The organism is Akkermansia muciniphila (assembly GCF_040616545.1).
GTDB lineage: Bacteria > Verrucomicrobiota > Verrucomicrobiia > Verrucomicrobiales > Akkermansiaceae > Akkermansia > Akkermansia muciniphila_E.
On the sequence record NZ_CP156688.1, the window covers coordinates 1,157,599 to 1,180,577 of the forward strand.

18 protein-coding genes are annotated in these 22,979 nt (G+C 60.1%); 8 read left to right on the forward strand and 10 right to left on the reverse strand.

The genetic code is table 11. From position 1 onward, the window contains the following. Positions 1 to 135 precede the first annotated feature (135 nt). Positions 136 to 1,503, reverse strand: a complete 1,368-nt coding sequence (gene argH, locus ABGM91_RS04725; RefSeq protein WP_354834083.1) for an argininosuccinate lyase — start codon at positions 1,501 to 1,503, stop codon at positions 136 to 138. A gap of 198 nt (positions 1,504 to 1,701) precedes the next feature. Here argH and ABGM91_RS04730 point away from each other — a divergent pair, with 198 nt between their 5' ends. Together ABGM91_RS04730 and ABGM91_RS04735 are read left to right on the forward strand one after the other, a co-directional pair. Further along, a complete protein-coding gene (locus ABGM91_RS04730) occupies positions 1,702 to 2,877 on the forward strand; it encodes an ATP-binding protein (protein ID WP_290566430.1) in 1,176 nt (391 codons plus the stop codon). Positions 2,878 to 2,928: 51 nt separating this feature from the next. After that, positions 2,929 to 3,624, forward strand: a complete 696-nt coding sequence (locus tag ABGM91_RS04735) for an SWIM zinc finger family protein (protein WP_354834086.1) — start codon at positions 2,929 to 2,931, stop codon at positions 3,622 to 3,624. Positions 3,625 to 3,641: 17 nt separating this feature from the next. Here ABGM91_RS04735 and ABGM91_RS04740 read toward each other — a convergent pair whose 3' ends face one another. From ABGM91_RS04740 to ABGM91_RS04750, 3 genes are all read right to left on the reverse strand, one after another. After that, on the reverse strand, positions 3,642 to 5,162 hold the full coding sequence (locus ABGM91_RS04740) for a hypothetical protein (RefSeq protein ID WP_354834089.1): 1,521 nt from the start codon (positions 5,160 to 5,162) through the stop codon (positions 3,642 to 3,644). A gap of 137 nt (positions 5,163 to 5,299) precedes the next feature. Continuing rightward, positions 5,300 to 6,589, reverse strand: a complete 1,290-nt coding sequence (gene eno, locus ABGM91_RS04745) for a phosphopyruvate hydratase (protein WP_354834092.1) — start codon at positions 6,587 to 6,589, stop codon at positions 5,300 to 5,302. A gap of 154 nt (positions 6,590 to 6,743) precedes the next feature. Continuing rightward, positions 6,744 to 7,577: a deoxyribonuclease IV gene (locus ABGM91_RS04750; RefSeq protein ID WP_290566433.1), complete on the reverse strand. Its 834-nt coding sequence runs from the start codon at positions 7,575 to 7,577 to the stop codon at positions 6,744 to 6,746. A 136-nt stretch (positions 7,578 to 7,713) separates the two neighbouring features. Here ABGM91_RS04750 and ABGM91_RS04755 point away from each other — a divergent pair, with 136 nt between their 5' ends. The 3 genes from ABGM91_RS04755 (at position 7,714) to ABGM91_RS04765 (ending at position 13,077) form a co-directional block, all read left to right on the forward strand. Further along, the gene (locus ABGM91_RS04755) at positions 7,714 to 9,831 is read left to right on the forward strand and encodes an alpha-L-fucosidase (RefSeq protein WP_354834095.1); all 2,118 of its coding nucleotides are present in this window, start codon (positions 7,714 to 7,716) and stop codon (positions 9,829 to 9,831) included. Positions 9,832 to 9,897: 66 nt separating this feature from the next. Continuing rightward, a complete protein-coding gene (locus ABGM91_RS04760; protein WP_215428662.1) occupies positions 9,898 to 10,953 on the forward strand; it encodes an HD domain-containing protein in 1,056 nt (351 codons plus the stop codon). Positions 10,954 to 10,965: 12 nt separating this feature from the next. Then, positions 10,966 to 13,077: a ComEC/Rec2 family competence protein gene (locus tag ABGM91_RS04765; protein WP_354834098.1), complete on the forward strand. Its 2,112-nt coding sequence runs from the start codon at positions 10,966 to 10,968 to the stop codon at positions 13,075 to 13,077. Here ABGM91_RS04765 and miaB read toward each other — a convergent pair. The 4 genes from miaB to ABGM91_RS04785 form a co-directional block, all read right to left on the reverse strand. Next, positions 13,040 to 14,416 carry a tRNA (N6-isopentenyl adenosine(37)-C2)-methylthiotransferase MiaB gene (miaB, locus tag ABGM91_RS04770; protein WP_354834101.1) on the reverse strand — a complete coding sequence of 459 codons (1,377 nt, stop codon included), beginning with the start codon at positions 14,414 to 14,416 and terminating at the stop codon, positions 13,040 to 13,042. The genes ABGM91_RS04765 and miaB overlap by 38 nt on opposite strands. A 6-nt stretch (positions 14,417 to 14,422) precedes the next feature. After that, positions 14,423 to 15,646 carry a class I SAM-dependent RNA methyltransferase gene (locus tag ABGM91_RS04775; RefSeq protein ID WP_354834104.1) on the reverse strand — a complete coding sequence of 408 codons (1,224 nt, stop codon included), beginning with the start codon at positions 15,644 to 15,646 and terminating at the stop codon, positions 14,423 to 14,425. Positions 15,647 to 15,665: 19 nt separating this feature from the next. Beyond that, entirely contained in the window at positions 15,666 to 15,989 is a 324-nt protein-coding gene (locus ABGM91_RS04780; protein WP_354834107.1) for a hypothetical protein, read from the reverse strand. A 114-nt stretch (positions 15,990 to 16,103) separates the two neighbouring features. Next, complete coding sequence (locus tag ABGM91_RS04785) at positions 16,104 to 17,033, reverse strand: DUF3750 domain-containing protein (RefSeq protein WP_354834110.1); 930 nt, start codon at positions 17,031 to 17,033, stop codon at positions 16,104 to 16,106. Positions 17,034 to 17,124: 91 nt separating this feature from the next. Here ABGM91_RS04785 and ABGM91_RS04790 point away from each other — a divergent pair, with 91 nt between their 5' ends. Then, on the forward strand, positions 17,125 to 17,673 hold the full coding sequence (locus ABGM91_RS04790) for a hypothetical protein (protein WP_354834113.1): 549 nt from the start codon (positions 17,125 to 17,127) through the stop codon (positions 17,671 to 17,673). A gap of 61 nt (positions 17,674 to 17,734) precedes the next feature. On the opposite strand, the gene ABGM91_RS04795 is transcribed toward ABGM91_RS04790, so the two are convergent. After that, complete coding sequence (locus ABGM91_RS04795) at positions 17,735 to 19,204, reverse strand: hypothetical protein (protein WP_354834116.1); 1,470 nt, start codon at positions 19,202 to 19,204, stop codon at positions 17,735 to 17,737. Positions 19,205 to 19,358: 154 nt separating this feature from the next. Here ABGM91_RS04795 and ABGM91_RS04800 point away from each other — a divergent pair, with 154 nt between their 5' ends. Together ABGM91_RS04800 and ABGM91_RS04805 are read left to right on the forward strand one after the other, a co-directional pair. Continuing rightward, positions 19,359 to 19,631 carry an HU family DNA-binding protein gene (locus ABGM91_RS04800; protein WP_354834119.1) on the forward strand — a complete coding sequence of 91 codons (273 nt, stop codon included), beginning with the start codon at positions 19,359 to 19,361 and terminating at the stop codon, positions 19,629 to 19,631. Positions 19,632 to 19,758: 127 nt separating this feature from the next. Beyond that, positions 19,759 to 21,894, forward strand: a complete 2,136-nt coding sequence (locus ABGM91_RS04805) for an alpha-galactosidase (protein ID WP_354834122.1) — start codon at positions 19,759 to 19,761, stop codon at positions 21,892 to 21,894. 626 nt (positions 21,895 to 22,520) lie between these two features. On the opposite strand, the gene ABGM91_RS04810 is transcribed toward ABGM91_RS04805, so the two are convergent. Continuing rightward, positions 22,521 to 22,949: a hypothetical protein gene (locus tag ABGM91_RS04810; RefSeq protein WP_354834125.1), complete on the reverse strand. Its 429-nt coding sequence runs from the start codon at positions 22,947 to 22,949 to the stop codon at positions 22,521 to 22,523. Between the last annotated feature and the right edge of the window lie 30 nt (positions 22,950 to 22,979).

A 22,979-nucleotide genomic window follows, 5' to 3' on the forward strand; every position in this document is an offset into this window, starting at 1 on the left:
GCTGCCGGAGGGTGGCCGGCCACGGTGTAACGCCGCAGCCGGGGGGGGATGGAGGCGTCCCCTGTCCTGCGCACGGAGGCGCGCCGCGGAGACGGACGGCGGGCTCTCCGTTCCGTCCGCTCTCCGCAGGCAGTGTTATTTGGAAAGAATGTCTTCCCAGCTGGCGATGCGGCGGCGGGTATTCCCGGAATTGGGAGCCCCGGGGTTGGTACGCTGGGCGAACGCTTTTGTCAATTCAAATACGTCCCGCGCGTCTGTTCCGTACGCGTCTGAAATGGAGGCGAACTGTTCGTCGCTCAACTGGTTGAGGGGCGTTCCCGTGGAAATGCTCATGGCGACGGCCTTCCCGACCAGTTCGTGGGCCTTGCGGAAGGGGACGCCGCGGCGCACCAGGTAATCCGCCAGGTCCGTAGCCAGCAGCATGGGATCGGAAGCCGCTTCCAGGGCGCGCGCCGTATTGACCGTCATGGCGGCGATCATCTCCGCGTTGACGTCCAGGGCCAGCTTGATCGTGTCAATGGAATCAAACAGGGGTTCCTTGTCTTCCTGAAGGTCGCGGTTGTAGGTCAGGGGGAGGCCCTTGACTGCCACCATCACGGCGGTGAGGTTGCCGTACAGGCGCCCCGTCTTGCCGCGGGTCAGTTCCGCCACGTCCGGATTCTTTTTCTGGGGCATCAGGGAGGAGCCCGTGGTGTGGGCGTCGGAAAGGGTTGCAAAGCCGAATTCCGCCGTGCACCACAGGATGACGTCCTCGCTCATGCGGGAAAGGTGGGCGCCGATCACGGCCAGGTCAAACAGGGTCTCCATGATGTAGTCCCGGTCCGCAATCGCATCCATGGAATTCTCCGTTACGGCGTCAAAGCCCAGTTCCGCGGCAATTCCGCGGCGGTCCAGGCAGATGGTGGAACCGGCAATGGCGCCGGAACCCAGCGGAGAAACGTTCAGGCGCCTGCGGCAGTCCGCAAGGCGGTCCGCATCCCGGTCCAGCATTTCCACGTAAGCCAGCAGATGGTGGCCCATCGTGACGGGCTGGGCGCGCTGGAGGTGGGTATAGCCCGGCATCATGGCGTCCGCGTACTCCTTGGCCTTCATGACCAGCGCGCGCTGTAAATGGCGCACTTTTTCCAGGATTTCGTCAATCTCCGCGCGGCAGTAGAGCCGCGTGTCCGTGGCCACCTGGTCATTGCGGGAGCGTGCCGTATGCAGCTTGGCCCCCGGAGCGCCGATGCGCCGGGTCAGCTCGCTTTCAATGTTCATGTGCACGTCTTCCAGCTCCCGGCTCCACGTGAAGTTCCCGGCCTCAATGTCCTTCAGGATGTCCTGAAGCCCGGCTTCAATGGCGTTGAATTCCTCCTGCGTGAGCAGGCCTGCCTTGAGCTGTGCCCGCGCATGGGCGATGGATCCGGCAATGTCCTGGCGGAAAAGCCTCCAGTCGTAGGAGACGGATTCGCCGTAGCGTTGAACCAGATCAGCGGTGGGTTTAGAAAATCTGCCTTTCCACATGACCCACATGTTGTGCCCCAGGAGCTTCCGTTTTAAAAGCCTGAAATGGGTAATGGAGTCAGATTCAACATGGATTTCTCTACTAAGTTCTAGTAAAATTTTACTAGAACTTAGTAGAACTTGATAGAAAAGGATTGAAAGTTCTACTGAGTTCTACTTGAAATGTCTTAGAAGTATGTTTACCGTGGAAGGGTTATTATGGATGAAATAAAAAATCCGTTTTCACCAGGCGCCGGCTCTCCTCCTCCCGAACTGGTCGGAAGGTCCGGAATTATCAGGCAAACGGAAGTTCTGTTGGGACGTACTTTGAACAGGAAGCCGGAAAAGAGCATGCTCCTGACTGGCTTGAGAGGGGTAGGCAAGACAGTGCTGCTTAATGAAATGGAACGTTTGGCCCAGCGGCATGGATACCATACGATTTCAATTGAAGCGCATGAAAACAAATCTTTAGGCGCCTGCCTTGCCCCCTACTTGCGGAAGTTGTTTTTTGAATTCAATAGATTGGCCGGAGCAAGTGACAAGGTGAAGAAGGGGCTGATTGCACTTAGAAATTTCATTGGGACTATCAAAATTAATTATGGGGATTTTGGATTGGACCTGGACCCTTTACCGGGAGTAGCGGATAGCGGGGATCTTGAAAATGATTTGCCGGAGCTTTTTCAAGCCTTGTCGGAAGCCGCTTTGGAGAAGCAATCTGCCGTGGCTATACTTATTGATGAAATTCAATATTTCAAGGAGAAGGAGTTAAGCGCGCTTATCATGGCCATGCATAGAATTCAGCAGCGGCAGAGTCCAATCGTCCTGATGGGCGCCGGATTGCCCATTTTGCCGGGATTGGCCGGGGATTCCAAATCCTATGCCGAACGTTTATTCAGTTTTCCTGATGTGGGGGCTTTATCCCGGAAAGATGTCGCCCGCGCTTTACAGGAACCTGCCAGAAGAGAAGGCGCCGTATTCACGGATGAAGCCCTTGATAAAATATATAGGCTTACTCATGGGTATCCGTATTTTTTACAGGAATGGGGGTATCAGGCATGGAAGCAGGCGCAAACCGAACAGATTACATTGGATGTCATTAATCAGGCAACGGAGAAAGTGATAGAGCGGCTGGATCAGAATTTTTTCCGGGTGAGGTTTAACCGGCTTACCCCCGGAGAGAAAAAATTCCTGAGGGCCATGGCAGAGTTAAGGTCGGAAAGAATGAGAGCGGGAGATATTGCACAGGTTTTGGGTATTACCGTGAACAAGATAGGCCCCAATAGAGCTCATTTAATGAAAAAGGGGATGATCTATAGTCCTTCATATGGAGAATTGGCATTTACGGTACCCTTATTTGGCGATTTCATGTTGAGAACCATTCCCGAAGAGCACTAGTAAATGGGGAGCTGGTTTAATTGAGTTTCATTAAAAGAAAGCAACGGCAGCATGTGTGAAGATGATGACAAGCCTCTCAAACGGGAGGATTTGCGGAAACGCGCGGAGGCCAGGGCGGCGGAGCTGGCCGCGGAAGGGATGGAACTGCATCCCGTAACGGCTTCCGGGCGCAACCTGGCCAAGAAGTTCTGGGGAAAGGAATGGATGAAAAGCCTGGGCGCGTGCGAGGTGTACGGCATGCGGCTGGCTCCGGGGCGTACGTATTTGCGTTATGGCTGTGTTCTGGACGTGAAAGCGGCTCCCGGACGCATGGACGCCCTGGTGATGGGAGAGCATTTGTATGAAGTGCGCGTGGAAGCGGAGCCACCGGATGAAGAAGCGCTGGCGCGGCTCCGCGGGCGGTGCGCCGGGCATGTCGGCTCCTGGATTGACCTGCTGAAAGGGAATGTGTCTCCGGAGCTGATGGAAATCCTGTGCAGCCCGGAGGGTGGGCTGTTTCCCCGGCCGGAAGAGTGGCGTTTTTCCTGCTCGTGCCCGGATTGGGCGGATTTATGCAAGCATGCGGCGGCGGTGTTATACGCCTTTGGCGTGATGCTGGACGAACAACCTGAGTTGCTGTTCACGCTGCGCGGCATGGAGCCCTCCGCCCTGATTCCGTCTGCTCCGGTTTCCTCTCCCGAAGGGGAGGATTCCCTGGGAGGGGATTCCAGCTCCCTTTCGGACATCTTCGGCATCAGGCTGGATTGACTCCAGCTTCCGTGTGGTCACGGCTCTGGTACGGATTTGAACAGCCACGCGGGCAGGGGGTGCCCGTCCTTTTTTCTGAATTGGCGGCAGGTGGATTCCCCAGGATGATCAAGCATGCCTCCCTCCTGGTCCTGTCGGTGCTCCTGCATGATGGCTGTGCGGATGGAGAAGGTGCCCGCTTTTTCCGCCACGCACGCCAGGGATGGCAGGGCCGTCCATGCCAGGTAAAGAACCAGCACGGTCCGGAACCGCAGGCTCCCTTTGCGGAAGGCGTGAAGAAACAGCAGGGAGAGGAAGGGGTAGAGAGCCGCGGGGGCTTTGAACAGGAGTTCATTGTTCATGATGCCCGTGCGGAAAAAAAGACTGCATGCCATCATCCCCAGCGTGATGTAGTACCACGGCAGTTTCCGGCACGCCGGAAAGAGCAGGGCCCCCGGCAGCAGGACGCCCAGAGCCAGGGCAGGCAGGAAGCTGGCGTATTTGACGGAGTCCGGATAGAGCAGGAGCTGCCGCTGCCCGTAGTGGTAGATTTCCGCATACTGCCCGGCAAACAGGCAGGAGAACTGCCCTCCTCCGTCCAGATGAGCGTAAAAGACGGCCATGACCATGGTGAACAGGATGGCTGCCCAGAAAACCGGGTGGAGAAGCAGGGCCCTCAACCGGAGCAGGGGGGCTTTCCCCGCCGGGCAACGGCGGAAAATGGTTTCATTCACCATGTACGGCAGGAGCAGAAGGGCGCCCAGCGGGGAGGACGGCAGCAGGAGCGCGCCCATGAAATAATATCCGGCGGCAGGCAGGGAGCGGGTCAGAATAAGCACGGCGCACAGCAGGGCCGGAACGGCATGGTTGAATGTGTTGAAGATTTGCGCGGGAATGCCGATGAACAGGACCATCTGTGCATGGTATTCCGGAAAGAGGGAGGAGAGGGGCATCCCCAGGCAGTCCAGTGCAGGGGCCGGAGACCCCAGGCAGAAGAGAATCAACGCCCACCAGGCTGTCTTGCGGATGCCCCAGCGCGCGGCTGCCGCCAGCAGAGCCAGTTCCAGCCCCAGGAAGGTCCACAGGGCCAGCAGCCAGGGGGACCATGACGCCGGGGAGAAGGTGGCGGCCAGAGCCGGAGGCAGCCAATGGCCCAGATAATAGATGAAATGGCCGCCGTCCGGCATGAGCAGGGGCCACGGGCCAGCCGTGAGCTGCCCATAAACGGCGTTGCGGACCGCAAAGTCCGCGTGCTGCTGGCAGTGGCCCGTAAAGCCGCACAGCAGCACCAGCAGCAGGCATGCCATGGTGAGCCCGGCCAGCGCGGCCAGCCCGCGGCCCGTCAGCGGGAGCCGGTGCGCCGGGAGCTTCCGGGCGCATGCGTACAGTCCGTATGCCAGCCCGGCGCATAGCGGCGCGGAGAAAGCCGGATGCAGCCATCCCCACAGGAAGAGGCCCGCGGGAAGCGCCAGATACGCCAGCCCCGCACACAGTAAGGGGCGTGTGGGCAGGGAAGGGCTGAAGGACATGGCGCGGAACTGGACTGGGCTTTTTGACAAGACGGAATCTGAAAACCCAGCATTGCATATTTTGTCCCAAAGAAAAGGTTGCAGTTGCCCCGGAGAATGAAAAATCCCCGGCCGCCGGGAGGCAGCGCGGGGATTGGGATTGCTTTAACCAGTTCCGGCAAAGGGGATCAGAACAGGCCGAATCCGTTGCCGTAACGGGCGGATTCTCCCAGCTCCTCTTCAATCCTGAGGAGGCGGTTGTATTTGGCCATGCGGTCGGACCGGCTCAGGGAGCCGGTCTTGATCTGGCCGGCGTTGGTTCCCACGGCAATGTCCGCAATGGTGGCGTCTTCCGTTTCTCCGGAGCGGTGGGAAATGACAGCTGTGTAGCGGTTGCCCATGGCCAGTTCCACGGCGTCCAGCGTTTCCGTGAGGGAACCGATCTGGTTCACCTTCACCAGAATGGAGTTGGCGACGCCAAGATGGATGCCTTTCCTCAGGAATTCCACGTTGGTGACAAAGAGGTCGTCCCCGACGAGCTGGGTGCTTCCGCCCAGTTTTTCCGTCAGGGTTTTCCAGCCGTCCCAGTCGTTTTCCGCACAGCCGTCTTCAATGGAGACGATGGGGTACTTTTTCTTCAGTTCCACGTAATAATCCGTCAGTTCTTCGGCGGTCCTGCGGCTGCCGTCGGATTTCTTGAAGACGTACAGGCCGGATTCCGCATCGTAAAATTCGGAGGAAGCCACATCCAGGGCGATGGAGATGTCCTCCCCGAACCGGTAGCCGGCCTTGTCTACGGCCTGCGCGATGCAGTCCAGGGCGTCTTCCGCGGAATTCAGCCTGGGGGCAAAGCCGCCCTCGTCCCCCACGGCGGTGGAAAGGCCGCGCGCGTGCAGGACGGATTTCAGCGCATGGAAGACTTCCGCGCCGTAGCGCAGCGCTTCCCGGAAGGTGGGGGCTCCGGCGGGAACGATCATGAATTCCTGAAAATCAATGGGCGCGTCGGAATGGGCGCCGCCGTTGATGATGTTCATCATGGGCACGGGCAGAACCTTGGCGTTCGGGCCGCCCAGGTAACGGTACAGGGGCTGCCGGAGCTGGGCCGCCGCCGCTTTCGCCAGGGCCAGGGAAACGCCCAGAACGGCGTTGGCGCCCAGTTTGGCCTTGTTGAAGGTTCCGTCCAGGGAGCGCATCAGCGCATCCGCCGTGGTTTGTTCCGTCGCTTCCAGGCCAATCAGGGCCGGAGCGATGATATTGCGGATATTGTCCACGGCCTTCGTGACGCCTTTGCCCTGGTACCGGGTCATGTCGCCGTCCCGGAGTTCCCAGGCCTCATGTTCTCCGGTGGAAGCTCCGCTGGGGACGCCTGCCGTGCCTACGGCTCCGCCTTCCAGGTAAACGTCCGCTTCAATGGTGGGGTTGCCGCGTGAATCCAGGATTTCACGCCCTGTTATTTTTGCGATGCGCATTTCTTTCATAAAACCGGGAGAGTGTCCGCCGTGAAAGGCAGATATTGGAATTAGTTTAAACTAATTTACGGGTCTTGTGTATCCCGTATCCGGTGCGCATGCAAGCTTTTTCTCCATCGCAGGCACCCCGGCTGGTCCGGGAAGTTCCTGCCGGGAACCGCTCTCAGCCGCGGTAATGCTCTTTCAGCCAGGCTATTTCCTCGCCGTGTCCGGCGTCGTCCCGTGGCGTTTCCAGGAAGAAGGGCAGTTCCCGCAAGGCGGGATGGTTGATGATGTTGATGAAGGCCTGTTCTCCCAGGCTCCCCTTGCCGATGGTTTCATGGCGGTCCTTGAAGGAGGAGAACGGCGTCATGCTGTCGTTCAGGTGGATGGCATGCAGGCGTTCCAGGCCCAGCACGGAATCAAACTGTTCCAGCACGGCGTCCAGGCTGTTGACGATGTCGTACCCGGCGGAGTAAACGTGGCAGGTGTCCAGGCAGACGCCCAGCTTATCCTTCAGTTCCACCCGCTCCATGATGGCGGCCAGTTCTTCAAAGGTCCTGCCGACTTCGCTTCCCTTGCCGGACATGGTTTCCAGCAGGACGGTGGTTGTCAGTTCCGGCGTGAGCACGCCGTTCAGTTGTTCCGCCACCAGTTCAATGCCGCGTTCCGCTCCCTGTCCCAGGTGGCAGCCGGGATGAAAGTTGTAGAGGTTGCCCGGCAGATGCTCCATGAGCGCCAGGTCTTCCTGAAGCACCTGGGCGGCGAAGCGGGTGACGTTGGGATCTGCGGAGCAGGGGTTCAGCGTGTAGGGGGCGTGCGCCAGCAGGGTACCGAAGCTGTTGTCCCCGGCCAGTTTCAGGAAGCGGGCAATATCCTGACCGTCAATGGCCTTGGCCTTGCTTCCGCGGGGATTGCGCGTAAAGAACTGGAAGGTGTTGGCGCCAATGGAGAGGGCTACCTTGCCCATGGCTTCGTAACCTTTTGCGGAGGAGAGGTGGCATCCGAGATATAACATGGCGGTGGTTGCTGAATGGATCAAAAGTTTAGCATGCCGTGAGGGAGAAGAGAGATAAAAGAGGGTGCATGACTTTATCGGAAAGAATAAATCCGGCGGGGACGTAGATGATGCGGAACCGCATTTAAGTATTTTTATGAAGAGATTAAGCCAGTTGACTCCAGCGGCGGCGCTGGGGGCTTTCCTGTTTGCCGCATGTTTTCCGGAGGCCGTGGCGAAGGACGCCCTTGCTCCGCTGGCGCCCGTTCCATCCGCGGGTCAGCTGGCCTGGCATGACATGGAGATGTACGCCTTCGTGCATTTCACGATCAATACGTTTACCGGGAAGGAATGGGGCTATGGCGACGAGAAGCCGGAGCTGTTCAACCCTTCCGATTTTGATGCGGACGACCTTGTTAAAACGCTGGCGGACGCCGGGCTGAAGGGCGTGGTGCTGACCTGCAAGCACCATGACGGGTTCTGCCTGTGGCCCACCCGGACCACCCGGCACAGCGTCGCCTCCTCTCCCTGGAAGCAGGGAAAGGGCGACGTGGTGAAGGATGTTTCCCGGGCATGTAAAAAATACGGCCTCAAGTTCGGCATTTACCTGTCTCCCTGGGACCGCAACGCTTCCTCCTACGGCACGCCGGAATACATCAGGATGTACCGCGAGCAGTTGAAGGAATTGTCCACGGGTTACGGCCCCCTTTTCCTGGCCTGGTTTGACGGAGCGAACGGGGGTGACGGCTATTACGGCGGCGCACGGGAGAAGCGCTCCATTGACAGGAGCACCTATTACCAGTGGAAGACGACGTGGGGGGAATTGAAGAAACGCCAGCCGCGCGCCGTCGTTTTTTCCGATGTGGGGCCGGACCTCCGCTGGGTGGGGAATGAAAGCGGCTATGCGGGCTACCCCTGCTGGGCCACGTACACGCCCGTTCCCCTCCAGGCGGGTACGGAACCGGCTCCCGGAACCGTCCGCTACCAGCTGGGAACGGAAGGCACGGTGGACGGGAAGTACTGGATTCCGGCGGAAGTGGACGTTTCCATCCGTCCGGGCTGGTTCTGGCATGAACATGAGAATTCCCGGGTGAGGACGCCTGAAAACCTGTTGAATTTGTATTTTAACAGCGTGGGAAGGGGCGCCAACCTGAATTTGAATGTGCCTCCGGACCGCCGGGGGAGGATTCATGAAGAGGATAAAAAGTCCCTGGCCGGGTTCCGTGCCCTGCTGGATGAACTGTATTCACGCAATTTCGCTTCCGGGGCGCAGGCGCAAGCTTCCTCTGCTTCTAATGGATACGGGGCCAAATGGGTCCTGGACCGGAAACGGACCACGTATTGGGCGGCAGGCCCGGAGGACGGCCAGCCCTCCGTTACGCTGAAACTGCCGGAAATGTCCGCGTTTGACGTTATCCGCCTTGCGGAACCGGTACAGCTTGGGCAGCGGATACGCAAGTTCCGCGTGGACGTGCGTGAAAACGGCCGGTTTGTCAAGTGGGTGGAAGGTTCCAGCGTGGGCGCGCGGGTCATCCTGAAAGGGAAGCCCGTGACGACGGATGAGGTGCGCGTGGTTGTGGAGGATTCCAAGGCCGTTCCGGCCCTAAGCGAAGTTTCCCTGTGGAAGTATCCGGTTCTCCTCCACGCCCCGGAAATCAAGGGAGACAGGGACGGGCAGGTGACGCTGTCGGCTGCCGCCGGAACCGTAACCCGGTACACGACGGACGGCAGCGAGCCTGGCCCGGATTCCCCCGTTTATGAGAAGCCCTTCATGCTGCCATCCGGAGGAACGGTAAAGGCGGTGAGCGAATACCGCGGCAAGGTTTCTTCCGTAACGGCCTGCGTCATTCCGGTGCCTGTGCGGGGCTGGAAAGTGCTGGCGGGGGAAAGGAAGGCCTCTGCGCCGGAACTGGCTTTTGACGGGGACCCCGACACCCTGTGGAATACGCATGCCGCCCAGGGGGAATTGCCGCCGCCCCAGGCGCTGGACATTGACATGGGCCGTGAGGTGAATACGGCCGCGGTGATCTACACGCCCCGCAGGGATTCAGCCAGGGGAACGATTGACCAGTATGCCGTTTACCTCAGCCGGGACGGAAAGGACTGGGGCGCTCCCGTGGCGGAAGGGGAGTTTTCCAACATACGGGCCAATCCCGTTCCGCAGCGGATTGATTTGAAGGCCCCCGTCAGGGCGCGCTACCTGCGCTTTGTGGGCAAGCGGGTGCTGGAAGGCAGCCATGTGGCGGTGGCTGAGCTGGGCGTGGTGGAGAAATAAGCCGTTCCGCTTTCCTTTTCCGGCGTTTTCTTGACGGATGCGGGGAAGCGGGGCAAGATGGACCGCATGGAACAAGTCAGTCTCATGGAGTTGGCCAAGCTGGCCGCGGAAGGCCAGGTGGAAGCGGAAGCCTTTGCCCAGGTTGCCCAGTGCGCGCAGAAAATGACCAAGAGCAACAAGCCGTACCTGGACGTGACGTTTGCGGATGCGGAAGGGACCATGGGGCTGAAGGTATGGGAGGACAAGCCCTGGTTCCGCACGCTGGCCGCCCTGCCGCTGCGCACGTTCGTGAGCCTGCGCGGCCAGTGGACCAAAGGGGGCTTCGGCATGGAAGCGGCCGATCTGGAAGTGCGTCCGCTGGACGAACAGGAGAAGGAAAGTTTTCTGGCCGGGTCCGGAACCCTGAAGAAGAAGCAGGAGGCGGACCTGAAGGAGATTTGCGTGCTCATCAAGGGCATGAACGACCCGCGCATCAGGGCCCTGTGCATTGAGTTCATTGACCAGTTCGGGGAGCGTCTCCAGCGCGCCGCCGCCGCCAGGTCCTACCATCATGCGCGCCGCGGCGGCCTGGTGGAGCACGTGGCGGGGATGATGCGCACGGCTTCCGCCGTCTGCCAGGCAAATCCGGAGCTGAACCGCGACCTTCTGCTGGCCGGGTGCCTGTTCCATGACTGTGGGAAGCTGTGGGAAAACTGCTACCCCAAGGAGGATTTCACCATGCCGTATTCGGAAGCCGGGGAATTGCTGGGGCACATTCCGCTGGGAATTGAGCTGGTCAACAATCTGTGGAAACGCATCATGGCCCTTCCGGAAGCGGAATCCTGGAAGACGCTGGACCCCGCCTCCCCGGACGTGCGCATGCACCTGCTGCACCTGATCGCCTCCCATCACGGGGAACTGGCGTTCGGCTCCCCCGTGTTCCCCAAGACGCCGGAGGCGGTAGCCCTGCATTACATTGACAACCTGGACGCCAAGCTGGAAATGTTCCGCGGCGCCTATGAGACGAGCGAGGCGCTGGCCCCCAAGGTGCTCCAGCGCAAGGCCCCGCTGCCTGCCAACGTGGTTCTTCCTCTGCCTTCCGTGCTGCCCCTGAATCCGGACGGCGCGGATGCCATGCCGTAAGCGTTGGCCTGCATGGAAAAAGACGGCCGTCCGCTGCGTCCGTGGCCGGAACGGATGATGGCCGCCGCGCCATTGCTGGTTCCGGCCCTGGCCATGCTGTGCGCCTGCGCCGCGGCAGCGGCCTCTCCCTGGTTCTGGGTTCCCTGCGTGTGCCTGGCGGGGTTGCCGTGCCTGTTCCGCGCTCCGGGCATGGGCCTGCTGGCTCTTGCCCTCTCCATCTGGGCCGGGGCGTCCTTGCTGTCTTATGACCGGGAATACCGGGCCGTCCCCGTGGAAGCGGGGCGGCGTTTTACGGCGGAGGGAGCCGTTTATTCCGTATCCGGCAGGTCCGCGCTGTTTCGTCCCGACGGTTCCCGGTGGTTTTACATCGTCTCCGCTCCGGACGGGGCGTGCCCCCTGGCTGCGGGGCGCCGTTACCGGGTGGAGGGAGAGGCGTATCCGCTGCTGCCGCCAGGCGGTCCCGGCATGTTTGACCGGGAGCGGTGGGGATATCTGCGCGGCATTGCCGCCGGAGTGCGGCTGGACCAATTTTCCAACCTGGGGGCAGGAGGCTGGCGCAGCCGGATTCAGGCGGTTTCCCTGCGGCTCCGTGAAGGGGCGGGGGAGCTGCTGAGGGAGGGCGCGCCGCCCGGTGATGAAGCCCGCCAGGTGATGGTCTCCGCCGTTCTGGGAGACAAGACGGACGCCAGCCCGGAAACGATGGCCAAGTTCCTGATGAGCGGCTGCATGCACGTCTTCGCCGTCAGCGGCATGCATGTGGGCGTGGCGGCCCTGCTGGTTCTGGGAATGCTCCGGCTGCTGCGCGTGCGTCCCGCCGCGGCGCGGCTGGCCTGCCTGCTGTTGCTGGCGCTGTATGTCTTTGTCACGGGAATGTCCGTTTCCGCGCTGCGGGCCTTCATCATGGCGGCCGTCTGGCTGGCCGCTCCCGTTCTGCGGCGGAAGGCGCATCCGGCCAATATTCTGGCCCTGGCCCTCATCATCCTGTGTTTGATGGACCCGCTCCAGGTCTTTCAGCCGGGGTTCCAGCTTTCCTTTTGCGTCTTTGCCGTGATTGTCTGTCTTGCCTGGTGGCTCCGCCGGGAAAAAACCGTATGGTCTCCGGATGCGTTCATCCCTGTCCGGATTTACAATCTGCGGGAAAGAAGCATGGTGCGGCTGGAAAAGGCGGCCAGGGGCGCCCTGCTTGTTTCCGTGGGGGCGTGGCTGATGTCCATCCCGCTGACGGCCTGGCATTTCGGCACCTGGAACCTGTACGCGCCCCTGGCCAATATTTGCCTGAGCGTGCTGGTTTTTCCGCTGATGGGCGTCTCCCTGGCCGGGCTGATGCTCTCCTGGTGCCCGGGAGCCCTGGCTATTTGCAATGCGGCGGCGGCTTCCCTGGCTTCAGCCATGCTGGCGGTGACCGGAGGCGTAGCCTCCCTGCCGTGCAGTTACTTTCCCTCCCTGCCGCCTGCCGCAGAAAATGAAGCCGTTATTGTTCCCCTGCAAAAAGATGCCTGGTCCATGGCGGTCTCCAATCCGGCGCTGGTAGTGGACTCCGGAACGGAAGGCATGGTGCGCTACGCCCTGATTCCCGTGCTGAAAGCGCGCGGCATCCAGCCTGCCGGGGCGCTGGCGACCAGAAGGGGCAAGGCGGAGCGCGCGGGAATGGAAACCCTGCTGGAGGAATACCCCGGCATCCGGAACTGGGGAGAAGCCGGGGCCGGAGATTCCCCCCGGAAGTGGCGGTTCCGGCAAGGGAATGAACTGGCCGTGGCGGATTTGCCGGAACCGTTGCCTACCGGGATTCACCAGGACAGGTGCAGGGTGCTGGCATGGACGTGCCGGGGGCGGCGTGTCCTGATCATCGGGAATGCCGGATTTTCCTCTCTGGCCCGTGCGGAAGAAGTGCCGCATGCGGATGTGCTGGTGATAGGGCGCCACCCGCGCGACCCCGTCTGCAGCGCCGCATGGATAAAAGCCACGGGCGCCCGGACGGTTGTATTTACTACGGAATACACGTGTCCGGTACCGGAGGGGACAGATGCGTACCGTTTGCGGGAGACCGGAACCCTTTACCTGCGGATGGAGGAGGACGGCGTGCGCGTTACGCCCTGGAAGGGCACGGAACGCCGTACAGGGTAAAGCCCGTGCTTTCCTCAATCCGGATGGGGAGGAGCTGCCCGGCGAGGTCCGGAGCGGCGTCTACGATTACGGGCTTGTTCTGGGAGGTGCGGCCGGAAAGGCGCTCTTCATTGGTCTTGGACGGCCCTTCCAGCAGGACCTCCTGCACGGTGCCCACCAGTTCCCGGTTTTTCCGGATGGCGATTTCATTGACCACGGCCAGCAGGTCCTGGTTGCGCGCCTCCTTCACTTCTTCCGGAATCTGTCCCTCCATGGCGGCGGCAGGCGTGCCGCGGCGCGGGGAGTAGCGGAAAATAAAGGCGTTGTCAAACTGCACCTGCTCCACGGCCTGCCTGGTCAGCAGGTAGTCTTCTTCCGTTTCTCCGGGAAAGCCCACGATGATGTCCGTAGTGATGGACAAATCCGGGCGCGCCTGCTTCATCCGGGCGCAAAGGTCCAGGAAGGTTTCATTCCTGTACGGGCGGCGCATCATCTTCAGGATGCGGTCACTGCCGCTCTGCATCGGGAAATGGATGTGGCTGCACAGCTTGGGAAGATAGGTGAAGGCCTGCACCAGGTCCTGGCGGAAGCCGATAGGATGGGGGGAGACGAAGCGGATGCGTTTGAGCCCTTCCACTTCATGCACGGCCTCCAGCAGCTGGACAAAGCCGCCCTTGCCGTCCGCCGCGGGCATTTCCCTGCCGTAGCGGTTGACGATCTGGCCCAGCAGGGTCACCTCCTTCACTCCGGCGTCCGCCAGCATGTTCACTTCCTCCACAATGTCCCGGATGGGACGGCTGCGCTCCGTGCCCCGGGTGTAGGGGACGATGCAGTAGGCGCACTTCATTTCACACCCCTGCATGATGGAGACGTAAGCCGTGGAGCGCGCGCCGGGGTTCAGGTGGTCCCTGATCCGGTTCTGGGAATCCGCCTCCTCCGCCACGTCGCACACGCGGGTGCCGGAAAAAGCGGTTTGCAGTTCATCCATGCGGCGTTCCTGGCGTGCGCGGAGGATGCCGTCCACGTGCTCAAACACGCGGTGGTACTTCTGCGTGCCGACCACCAGGTCCAGGCGCGGAAGCTCCTTGAACAATTCATCCTTTTTGCTCTGGGCCATGCAGCCCATCATGCCGTAAACCACGTGCGGGCGGTGCTGCTGCTGTTTGGACAGCAGGCCCATTTTACCCAGGGCCTTCTGTTCCGCCTGCTCGCGGATGGAGCAGGAGTTGAACAGGATGACATCCGCCTCATTCTCCCGGTCCGTCAGGGTATAACCCTTCTGGACGAACATGCGGGCCACCTGTTCGGAGTCCCGCTCGTTCATCTGGCAGCCGTAGGTTTTAATGTAAAGCGTGGGCATGGGCAATCAGATCTTCTTTTTTAACGTGACCACGCATTCCAGATGCTTGGTCTGGGGGAACAGGTCAAAAGGCTGCACGGCAGTGACGGCGTAGCCGGCCTTGTCAAACTCCGCCAGGTCCCGTATCTGCGTGGCGGGATTGCAGGAAACGTACACCACCTTTCCGGGACCGAAGGAGAACAACTGGTTCAGGAACTCCATGCTGCATCCCTTCCGGGGAGGATCAATGACTACGGCGGTCTTTTCCGCGGGAAAATCCACCTGGGAGAAAATGGCCCCGGCGTCCGCCGCCAGGAACTCCGCGTGTTCAATGCCGTTGCTCCGGGCATTGCTCCGCGCCCAGTCCGCGGAAGTCTCGCTCACCTCCACGCCCAGCACCTTCCTGAACTTCTTCGCCAGGCTCAGGGCAAACAGGCCGGAACCGCAATAGGCGTCCACCAGGAACTCCTCCCCGTCCATGCTCGCCTGCTGGGCCACGTAATCCGTAAACAGCGGAAGAATGAAGGGATTGTTCTGGAAAAAATCCCCAGCCAGGAAGTGGAATTCCAGGTCGCCCACGCGCTCGCAGGCCACGGCGTTGTTATTGGTGATGACGCCCCCCTCCGAGGCGCGGAGCAGGATGGTGGCGCCGCGCTTGAACCGCGCCGCGGCCTGGTAAACGCTCTTGCGGGCCAGCAGCAGCACCTCGTTGATGCACTCCATGGCAATCGGGCACTGGGGCACGTCCACCACTTCCCTTCTGGACCCCGCCTTCAGAAAGCCGATGGCCGGCTTCCCGCCTTCCCTGGGCTTGTCAAAATGGGGCGTAATCTTGGAACGGTAGTTGTATTGCCGGGGAGAGGCGATCGCCGGATTGACGGGCAGTTCCAGCCCGGCCTGGAGGCGCAGCAGGTCCGCCACCTGCCGGGTTTTCCAGAGGAGCTGCCGGTCATAGGAAAAATGCTGGTACTGGCAGCCTCCGCAGGTGCCGAACAGCCGGCAGCCGGGTTCCACGCGGTCCGCGCTGGGGCGCAGCACCTCCACCAGGTCCGCGGAGGAATAATTCTTGTCATTGCGCCATATGCGCGCCTTCACGCGGTCCCCCGGCAGGGCAAAGGGGACGAAAACCACCCAGCCGTCCACGCGGCCGATGCCGTCGCCCGCATTGGAAAGGGCGTCAATATCCAGTTCAAGCTCCTGGTGGTAGGAAAAAGGTTCGGGGTGGAAGCCTTTGGGAATGGTCGCGGTCATGATGATGGGAGGGAACGTGTTACGGAGCGGTGGGAGTATTCAGTTTGCCGTCCAGGTCGTACAGCAGGGTATCCGGAAGCTGGGGGGTGCGCAGTCCGGGGCGAAAGTCGCCAGGAAGAACGGCGGGGCCGGGTGCGGACTCTTCCCCGTCTTCCTCCGGAAGAATGGCGGATTTCACCGGAGCGGGGGCCCAGGGGGCCGGGCGCTCTGCCGCGGGGGCGGGTTCCGGCTGGACGGCCGGAGCGGGGGCGGGTTCCTGAGAGGCCGTTTCCTTATTGGAGGCGCAGGAAGCGGCGCAGGCCAGCCCGGCAAGCAGACAGGAGCGGATCAGGAGCTTGTTCATGGCGCGGATTCTTACAGCTTCATTCCCGCTTGGCAATCGAATTTCCGCTTTATTCCCCTTCTTCCCCTGCGTGGGGGAACGGGATAAGGGAAAAAGGCTTCCGTGAAACGCGGCTTAAATGCGCTCGCTCGTTTTTGTCCGCGGATGGCGGAAGTGGGGGATGCGGTGCGCCTGCCTGCGTTTTTGGCGCATGTGGCGGAGCATGCGGAAGAAAATGAACGTCCCCGCCAGAAGCAGCAGCATGATGCTCCACCAGTCCCAGCCCACCGGGGCGTCCGGCAGCCCTACGCGGCCTATCATGGGGAGCTTGAGGGCGGGGCGCAGCAGGTCAAAACCCGCGTTCAGTCCCAGCAGGCTGACTTCAACCCCTTCCGCCAGGCCCAGGCTGACTCCTCCCAGGCCCCATAAATTCATGCGGATGCCCGTGCCGCTCTCCGTCCGTCCGGCAATGCCGCCGGGCAGGTAATCCTTCCCCACCGCATGGGGCGGAAGCTCTACCGTCAGTTCCGGCACCTCCCTCATCAGCGCGGCGGTGAAGGTGTTGCTGTTGGGGCCGGGAATGAGCCGGTACGTATCCGCCTCAGGGTATTCCCGCGCTGTGCAGCTGATGGCGGGAATGGCTCTTTCCGCCGCTTTTCCGCGCAATTCCTGAATCAGGTCCGGTTCCGCGCCAAACCACTTGCGGTCCGGAATGTCCCTGGTGATGGAAACGCTGGTTCCCCTGGAAGGGAGCTGGTAGCCCATCACCTGGTAAACGGTGTAAAAGCCGGCGTTCTTCTCCTTCACGGCTATCCAGGTATGCACGCCGAAATACTTGCGCCAGCCGAAGGCGCGTGCCGAATACACCTGGACGACGGCTTCCGGCTCTTCCTCCGGTAGCGGAGCCAGGCCGCTGCTGCTGCGGTCCGCGGTTTGCCAGTCTTCCGCGGGGTGGAAGTAGACCAGGGCGCCGCACAGGACCAGGAGCGCCATGGACAGCCAGAAAATGAGGCGCCATTTGTTCCGTGAAGGGTGCCTGCGGTTATAGGGGTTGGAATGGCGCATGGCGAATGTATATACCTTGAACTTCAAATGAAGGCAATGGCGGAATCTTGAAGTTTGACTTCTCTGCGGAGAGGCTTATTTTCATGGGAATATGATCAAGTTTGCCGTTCCCGTGCTTTGTGCCGCCGCCATGGCGGGCATGCTGGCTCCTGTTTCCGCCCTGGCACAGCAGACGCCCCCTCCCGCCGTGAATGAATCGGGCAGTCCGGTCTTTGACAAGCTGCGCAATGAAGCCATCACAAAAAAAGTTCCCCTGGTTATCTACCTGACGGGCTCTTCCTGGTGCGTGTACTGCAACATCTTTACGAACAAGCATATCAAGGAACGCGACTTTAAGATGGAATCCGGCAAAAAATTCATCTTCTGGATGGTGGATACCGGGCAGGAGCCTGGAAGGTCTCCGGGGTCTTTCACCTTCAAATTCATTCCGGAGGAAGCGGGCAAAGTCGTGGGCTGCCTGGGATCCAGGGCTCCTTATGTGGTCTTTGGCCCTCCCGCCGTGATCATTCTGGACCCCGTTTCCGGAAAAGTGATTAAAAGGATGGTGAGCCAGGGGGACATGGACAAGGAAGGCAAATCCCTGCCCGCGGTTATCGGGGAATGCTGGAAAAAGTTTCAGGAGGGGGGTAAGGCTGCCTGAATGTCCGCCTCTTTTGAGGGAAAGCCGGAATGCGGAATTCCTCTTCCGGCTCTCTTTTCCGCTAAAAACGGTAGATGAAGCGCAGCCACGGCTGCGGGGTGCCGGAGTAATAGGGGTACCATCGGTGCCCGGGATGGTGCATGGTGGAACCCCATTCATCCTGACGGAGCGCCTGCGGCGCATAAGTAAGCAGCCGCCATTCCCGGCAGGCGAAGGAAGAAGGCCGGGAGCATGAAGCGGAGGGTGCCAGGGATGCCTGGAGGGCGGCGGAAGAACAGCAGTAATAGGGAATGTTGAACCGCGGCGCTAGCCCGAACGCCAGCAGGAGCCATATCCACATCCGGAGGCGGGGGTGCCGCATCCAGGTGGAAGCCAGAAAGGCGAGCAGGCAGGCCATTGCCGGAACGCTTCCCTTGCAGAGCAGGTCGTTGACGTCCCCGTTCACGTAAAAGAAAGGCAGAATCAGTCCGGTTGCCAGCGTGCAGATGAAGAGGGGATTCCTCCGGAAATCCCGCCAGCAGAACAGGGCGTATACCAGAAAAGAGGTACCCATGAGCAGAAAATCTCCCGGATGCGTATAAAAGGGCCGTATGCCCGTATGGGAGGATGGCGCGTTTACCGCCCCATAATAAAGGAGGAAGCACGCCCCCAGCAGGACGGCTGCCGGAAAGGAGGGATGGAACAGGATGCGCCGGGAGGCGCGGCCGTCTTTCCATTGCCGGAACCACTGGCAGGCCGCCAGAGGCAGCCCCACCAGGGCCGCGAGGGGGGAATAAAAGGCGGTGGATGCAAACAAAAGAGGGATCCAGTGCAGGGGCATGCGCCCCGAAGCCAGGAAGATGAAGAAAAGCATGACGGGAATGGAGGCGTTTGCACTGCACATGATTTGCTCCGCCGTGCCGAAGTAATGCAGGCGGAACAGGTCCAGCCCCAGCCAGCACTGGACATTCAGCAGGGAGCCGAACATCACCATCAGCAGGGCGAGCGGCAGGGAACGGCGGCCGGAGAAAACGCAAAGCCACAGCCACGCCAGAAAGAGGCCCCATGCCCCCCACAGCACGACAAATGCCCGGGCAGCCCCCAACCCCGCCATTTTGCCTGCCAGGGCCGGAAGCAGCCAGAAACCTGTGTTGTAAATCAAGACATCTCCGTCCGGAAAAACGACGGGCCACGGACTGGCGACCAATTCGCGCAGGCAGGCGTTCCTGACGATATGGTCCGGGTGCTGATTGACCCATTCCCCCCATCCGGACAGCGCCATCAGGGCGATGAACGCGGCCAGGACGAGAAACGAAGAGCGGGTGAAGAGGGGAAAAGCGGGGAGGGAACCCCTTTCCGGCGGTTCCTTGCGCCTTCCGGGAGCCAGTCCCGCGGCCATCAGGAACATGAGCGGAAGAGCGGCGTACCAGTGCATCCATCCCGCCATGAAAACCAGCACGGGCAGCATAAGCCATGCGCAGGTATGCCACTTCAGCGCAGTCACGCTGAAAGCTTGTTCCGGGCACGGGGCATCGGCGGCGGGGGAGTGCATCTCCCCCGGACCTTAATGGGTCCGGCGCATGGGGGCAAGGAGGAAACTTGCGGGCCGGAAGGGAAAGGGCCGCCCGCCCGGTCCTGGTGGCAGGAATGCGGGCGCGCCGTCTCCGCTTTACCGGAAAAACGTGGCATCCCATGCTGGGCGCCTTATGAATAAAACAGAATTCATTCGGGAATTGCAGCGGGAACTGGGAGAAGGCGTAACCTCCCGGCAGGCGGAACAGGCGCTGAACGCTGTGCTGGACACAATTGCAAAGACGGTCCGGAAGCGGTCTCTGGTTAAATTCCGCGGCTTCGGGTCGTTCGCCGTCAAGCACCGCCATGCGCGTGTGGTGCGCCATCCGGAAAACGGCAGTAAACTGTTTGTGCATGAATCAAGCACCATGAAATTCCGGCCTTCCTCCCGCCTGTGGAAGAAGTAGGGAAAGGAAGGCCGGGGCCCGTTCCATTTTGCCATTGACTTCCCTGTCCGGCACGGGCCTTAATGGATAAGGCAGGCGCGCCAGGCGCCTGCCTGGAAAAAGACTGATCCTTGCCCTTTCGCTGACCATGACGCCGGACTCCGTTCATTTGCTGACCCGTTCCTCCCAGATGACCCTGTTCAAGGATGAACAGGGACGTGTGCGCCGCGCCTATTACGGTCCGCGGCTGCGTGAACCGGAGGATGCCCTGGCAAACGCCGCGGACGCGCCCCTTCTGTACTCCGCCCTGGGAGACTCCGTGGCAGGGCTTCCCAATGCGTCGGAGGAATACTCCATTTGCGTAACCCAGGCGGACGGAGCCCTCTCCCTGCGCCTGGAATGCCTGGGGTGGGAGGTGCTGGAACTGGATGACGACCGGGAAGAAGCCGTCTTCTACGGGAAAGACCCTTCCTACCCCGTGAGGGTGGAAATACACGTGCGCTCCCACCGGGAATCGGACGCCTTCCTTCAATGGGTAGTGGTACGGAACGAGGGGAGGGAAGGCATACGCCTTCACCGCGTTGCGTCCGCACAAATGAATCTGCGCGCGGAACGGTACTTTGTCACCAGCTTCCGCGGCACCTGGGGCGGCGAATCCCTGATGAGCGAGGAGGAAGTGGCGCGGGGCCATGAACTTTCCCTGGTTTCCGGCACCGGAACCCGCGCCGCCCAGGAGGGAAGCCCCGGCTTCATCATCTCCCTGGACGGCCCGGCGCGGGAGGATGCGGGGGAAGTAATTTTGGGGGCGCTGGCATGGTCCGGCAACTACCGCATATGGTTCCGGCACAGCCCGTACCACTACCTCTTTGCCGGGGCGGGGCTGGACGCGGTTCCCGCGCCTTACCTGCTGGATGGCGGCGGGACGTTTGAAACGCCTCCCCTTATCCTGGTGCACAGCGGAAACGGCAAGGGGGAAGCTTCCCGGCGCATCCACCGCTGGGCGCGCCGTTACGGCCTGCGCGGCGGCGCTACGGAGCGGCTTACCCTGCTGAACTCATGGGAGGGAGTGTACTTCACCTTCACGGAAAAAGTGCTGCATGGCATGATGAAGCGTGCGGCGGAGCTGGGCGTGGAGCTCTTTGTGCTGGATGACGGCTGGTTTGGCAACAAATTCCCGCGCAATGACGCCCGGGCCGGGCTGGGGGACTGGCAGGTGAACCGGGACAAATTGCCCCATGGGCTGGAAGGCCTGGTGCGCCAGGCGGAAAAGCTGGGGATACGCTTCGGCATCTGGGTGGAGCCGGAAATGGTGAACCCCCGGTCGGAACTTTACCGGAAGCATCCGGAATGGGTGATCGGCCTTCCCCACCGGGAAAACAGGCTGGAACGCAGCCAGTACCTGCTGGATTTGAGCAACCCGGACGTGCACGCCTACATTCTTGACGCCATGCGGAAACTGCTGGGAGAACATCCGGGCATTTCCTATGTCAAGTGGGACTGCAACCGCAAAATCTCCGATCCCGGCTCCTCCCGGCTGGACGCCAGCCATCAGGGGAACCTGTCCATTGACTATGTGCGCGGCTATGAAACCATCCTTGATGCGCTGGCGACGGAATTCCCGGATGTGGTATTTCAGGCCTGTTCCTCCGGCGGAGGACGCGCGGACTACGGGACCATGTGGAGGCATCACGAATTTTGGACGTCCGACAATACGGACGCCTGTGAACGCGTATTCATGCAGTGGGGCATCGGGCACCTGTTCCCGGCCATCTCCATGGCCGCCCATGTGACGGCCTCCCCCAACCATCAGACAAAGCGCGTTACGCCGCTCAAATTCCGCTTTGACGTGGCCATGTCGGGCCGTCTGGGCTTTGAGCTCCAGCCCTGTGACATGACGAAGGAGGAAGTGGAATTTTCCAAACGGGCGCTGGCGGAATACAAGCGCATCCGCCCCGTAGTCCAGTTCGGGGACCTGTACCGCCTGTCTTCCCCGTATGAAAGCCGGGTGGCTTCCCTGATGTACGTATATAAGAATAGGGCCGTCGTCTTCGCCTGGCTGATGGATAAATGGCTGGCGGATTCCCCGCCGCCCCTGCGCCTGAAAGGCCTGGACCCTGCCGCCAGGTATTTGGTGAGGGAAATCAACCTGGATGAAAACGGTTCCCTGGCCAACGTCCATGAACGGGTGCTTGGCGGTGATTACCTGATGGACGCCGGAATCCGCATCAACTGGAAAAAGGCGTTCCAGTCCGTCTGTATGGAAGTGACGGAAACGGGCAGGTAAGTTTTCGTCTCTATTAGGAGGTTACGGCGTGATGAAGATATGAATAACCAAAAATTTATACGAAAATAATAAAGTCACTTCTCTTGCATAGCTCGACGGTTGATATGTTATGTCAATGCTTTGATTGCTGGGAAATTTGCTGATAGACCGATAAGATTTCATGAATGCGGTTGCCATGCAACCAGGGAAATGATCAATCAGATTTGTCACAATTGTATTTGTGCCGGTTGAGTTGGTTCTGATGGTCATTTCTAAATAACGGAATGTCGAATATTACCAAAAGTGTGCTCCGGCTGCGGAAAGGAGTTCGCCTATATAAGTGACGGGAAATTCCTGGCAGGATTTATATATTCCCTCTCTCGGCGATGATTTGAATGATGACCACATAGAGTCTAAAGTCCGTCTCTCTGGTGATGATGCTCAGGGTAGAGAGAGGCCTCATGACCTCGACCCATGCTGCTCACTATCAGCAAGCTGATGAGTGTCACGCTCTATTGGCAGCATTCTTTCCAGAAAAATAAGCCAAGTACCTATACGGCCGCACGCCGCCTGTTTGACAGACGGCGTGCGTATTCCAACACCTGGTTGTTAGTTATTGCTTCTTCTGTTTTATAGGAAACGGCTTATCATTCAATTTTAATGATACCCTGCTTGATTAGTTTGGCCGCTTCCCGTTCTATCTCTTTTTGATGCTTTTTCATGTAGGCCTGATAGGCTTCCTCGATATCGAAGCGAATGGTTATGACCCATTCTTCGTCTTCGTTTTCCAAATCAAAGAACGAATATCGATGGCCATCCATGACATCCTGTTCTTCACCCTTTCCTTTGATGCAATAATTGGGATAATGCTTCTCCACATATTCCCGTTGCTTTTCCAGAAGTTTGTTCAGATCTTTTTCGTCGAAAACGATAGGGTTTGTAATGACAGGGACATCCTTCTCCTCCGTATGAGCTTCACAGGAGGCTTCTTGTTGTTGTTCGTTGGGTTGGACGGTTTCTTCCTGTGCTATAGCTAGACTGCCTATTCCTTGAAAGCAGGAGAGCACGATGATCATTATACTCAATATGTATTTCATTATTTCTTT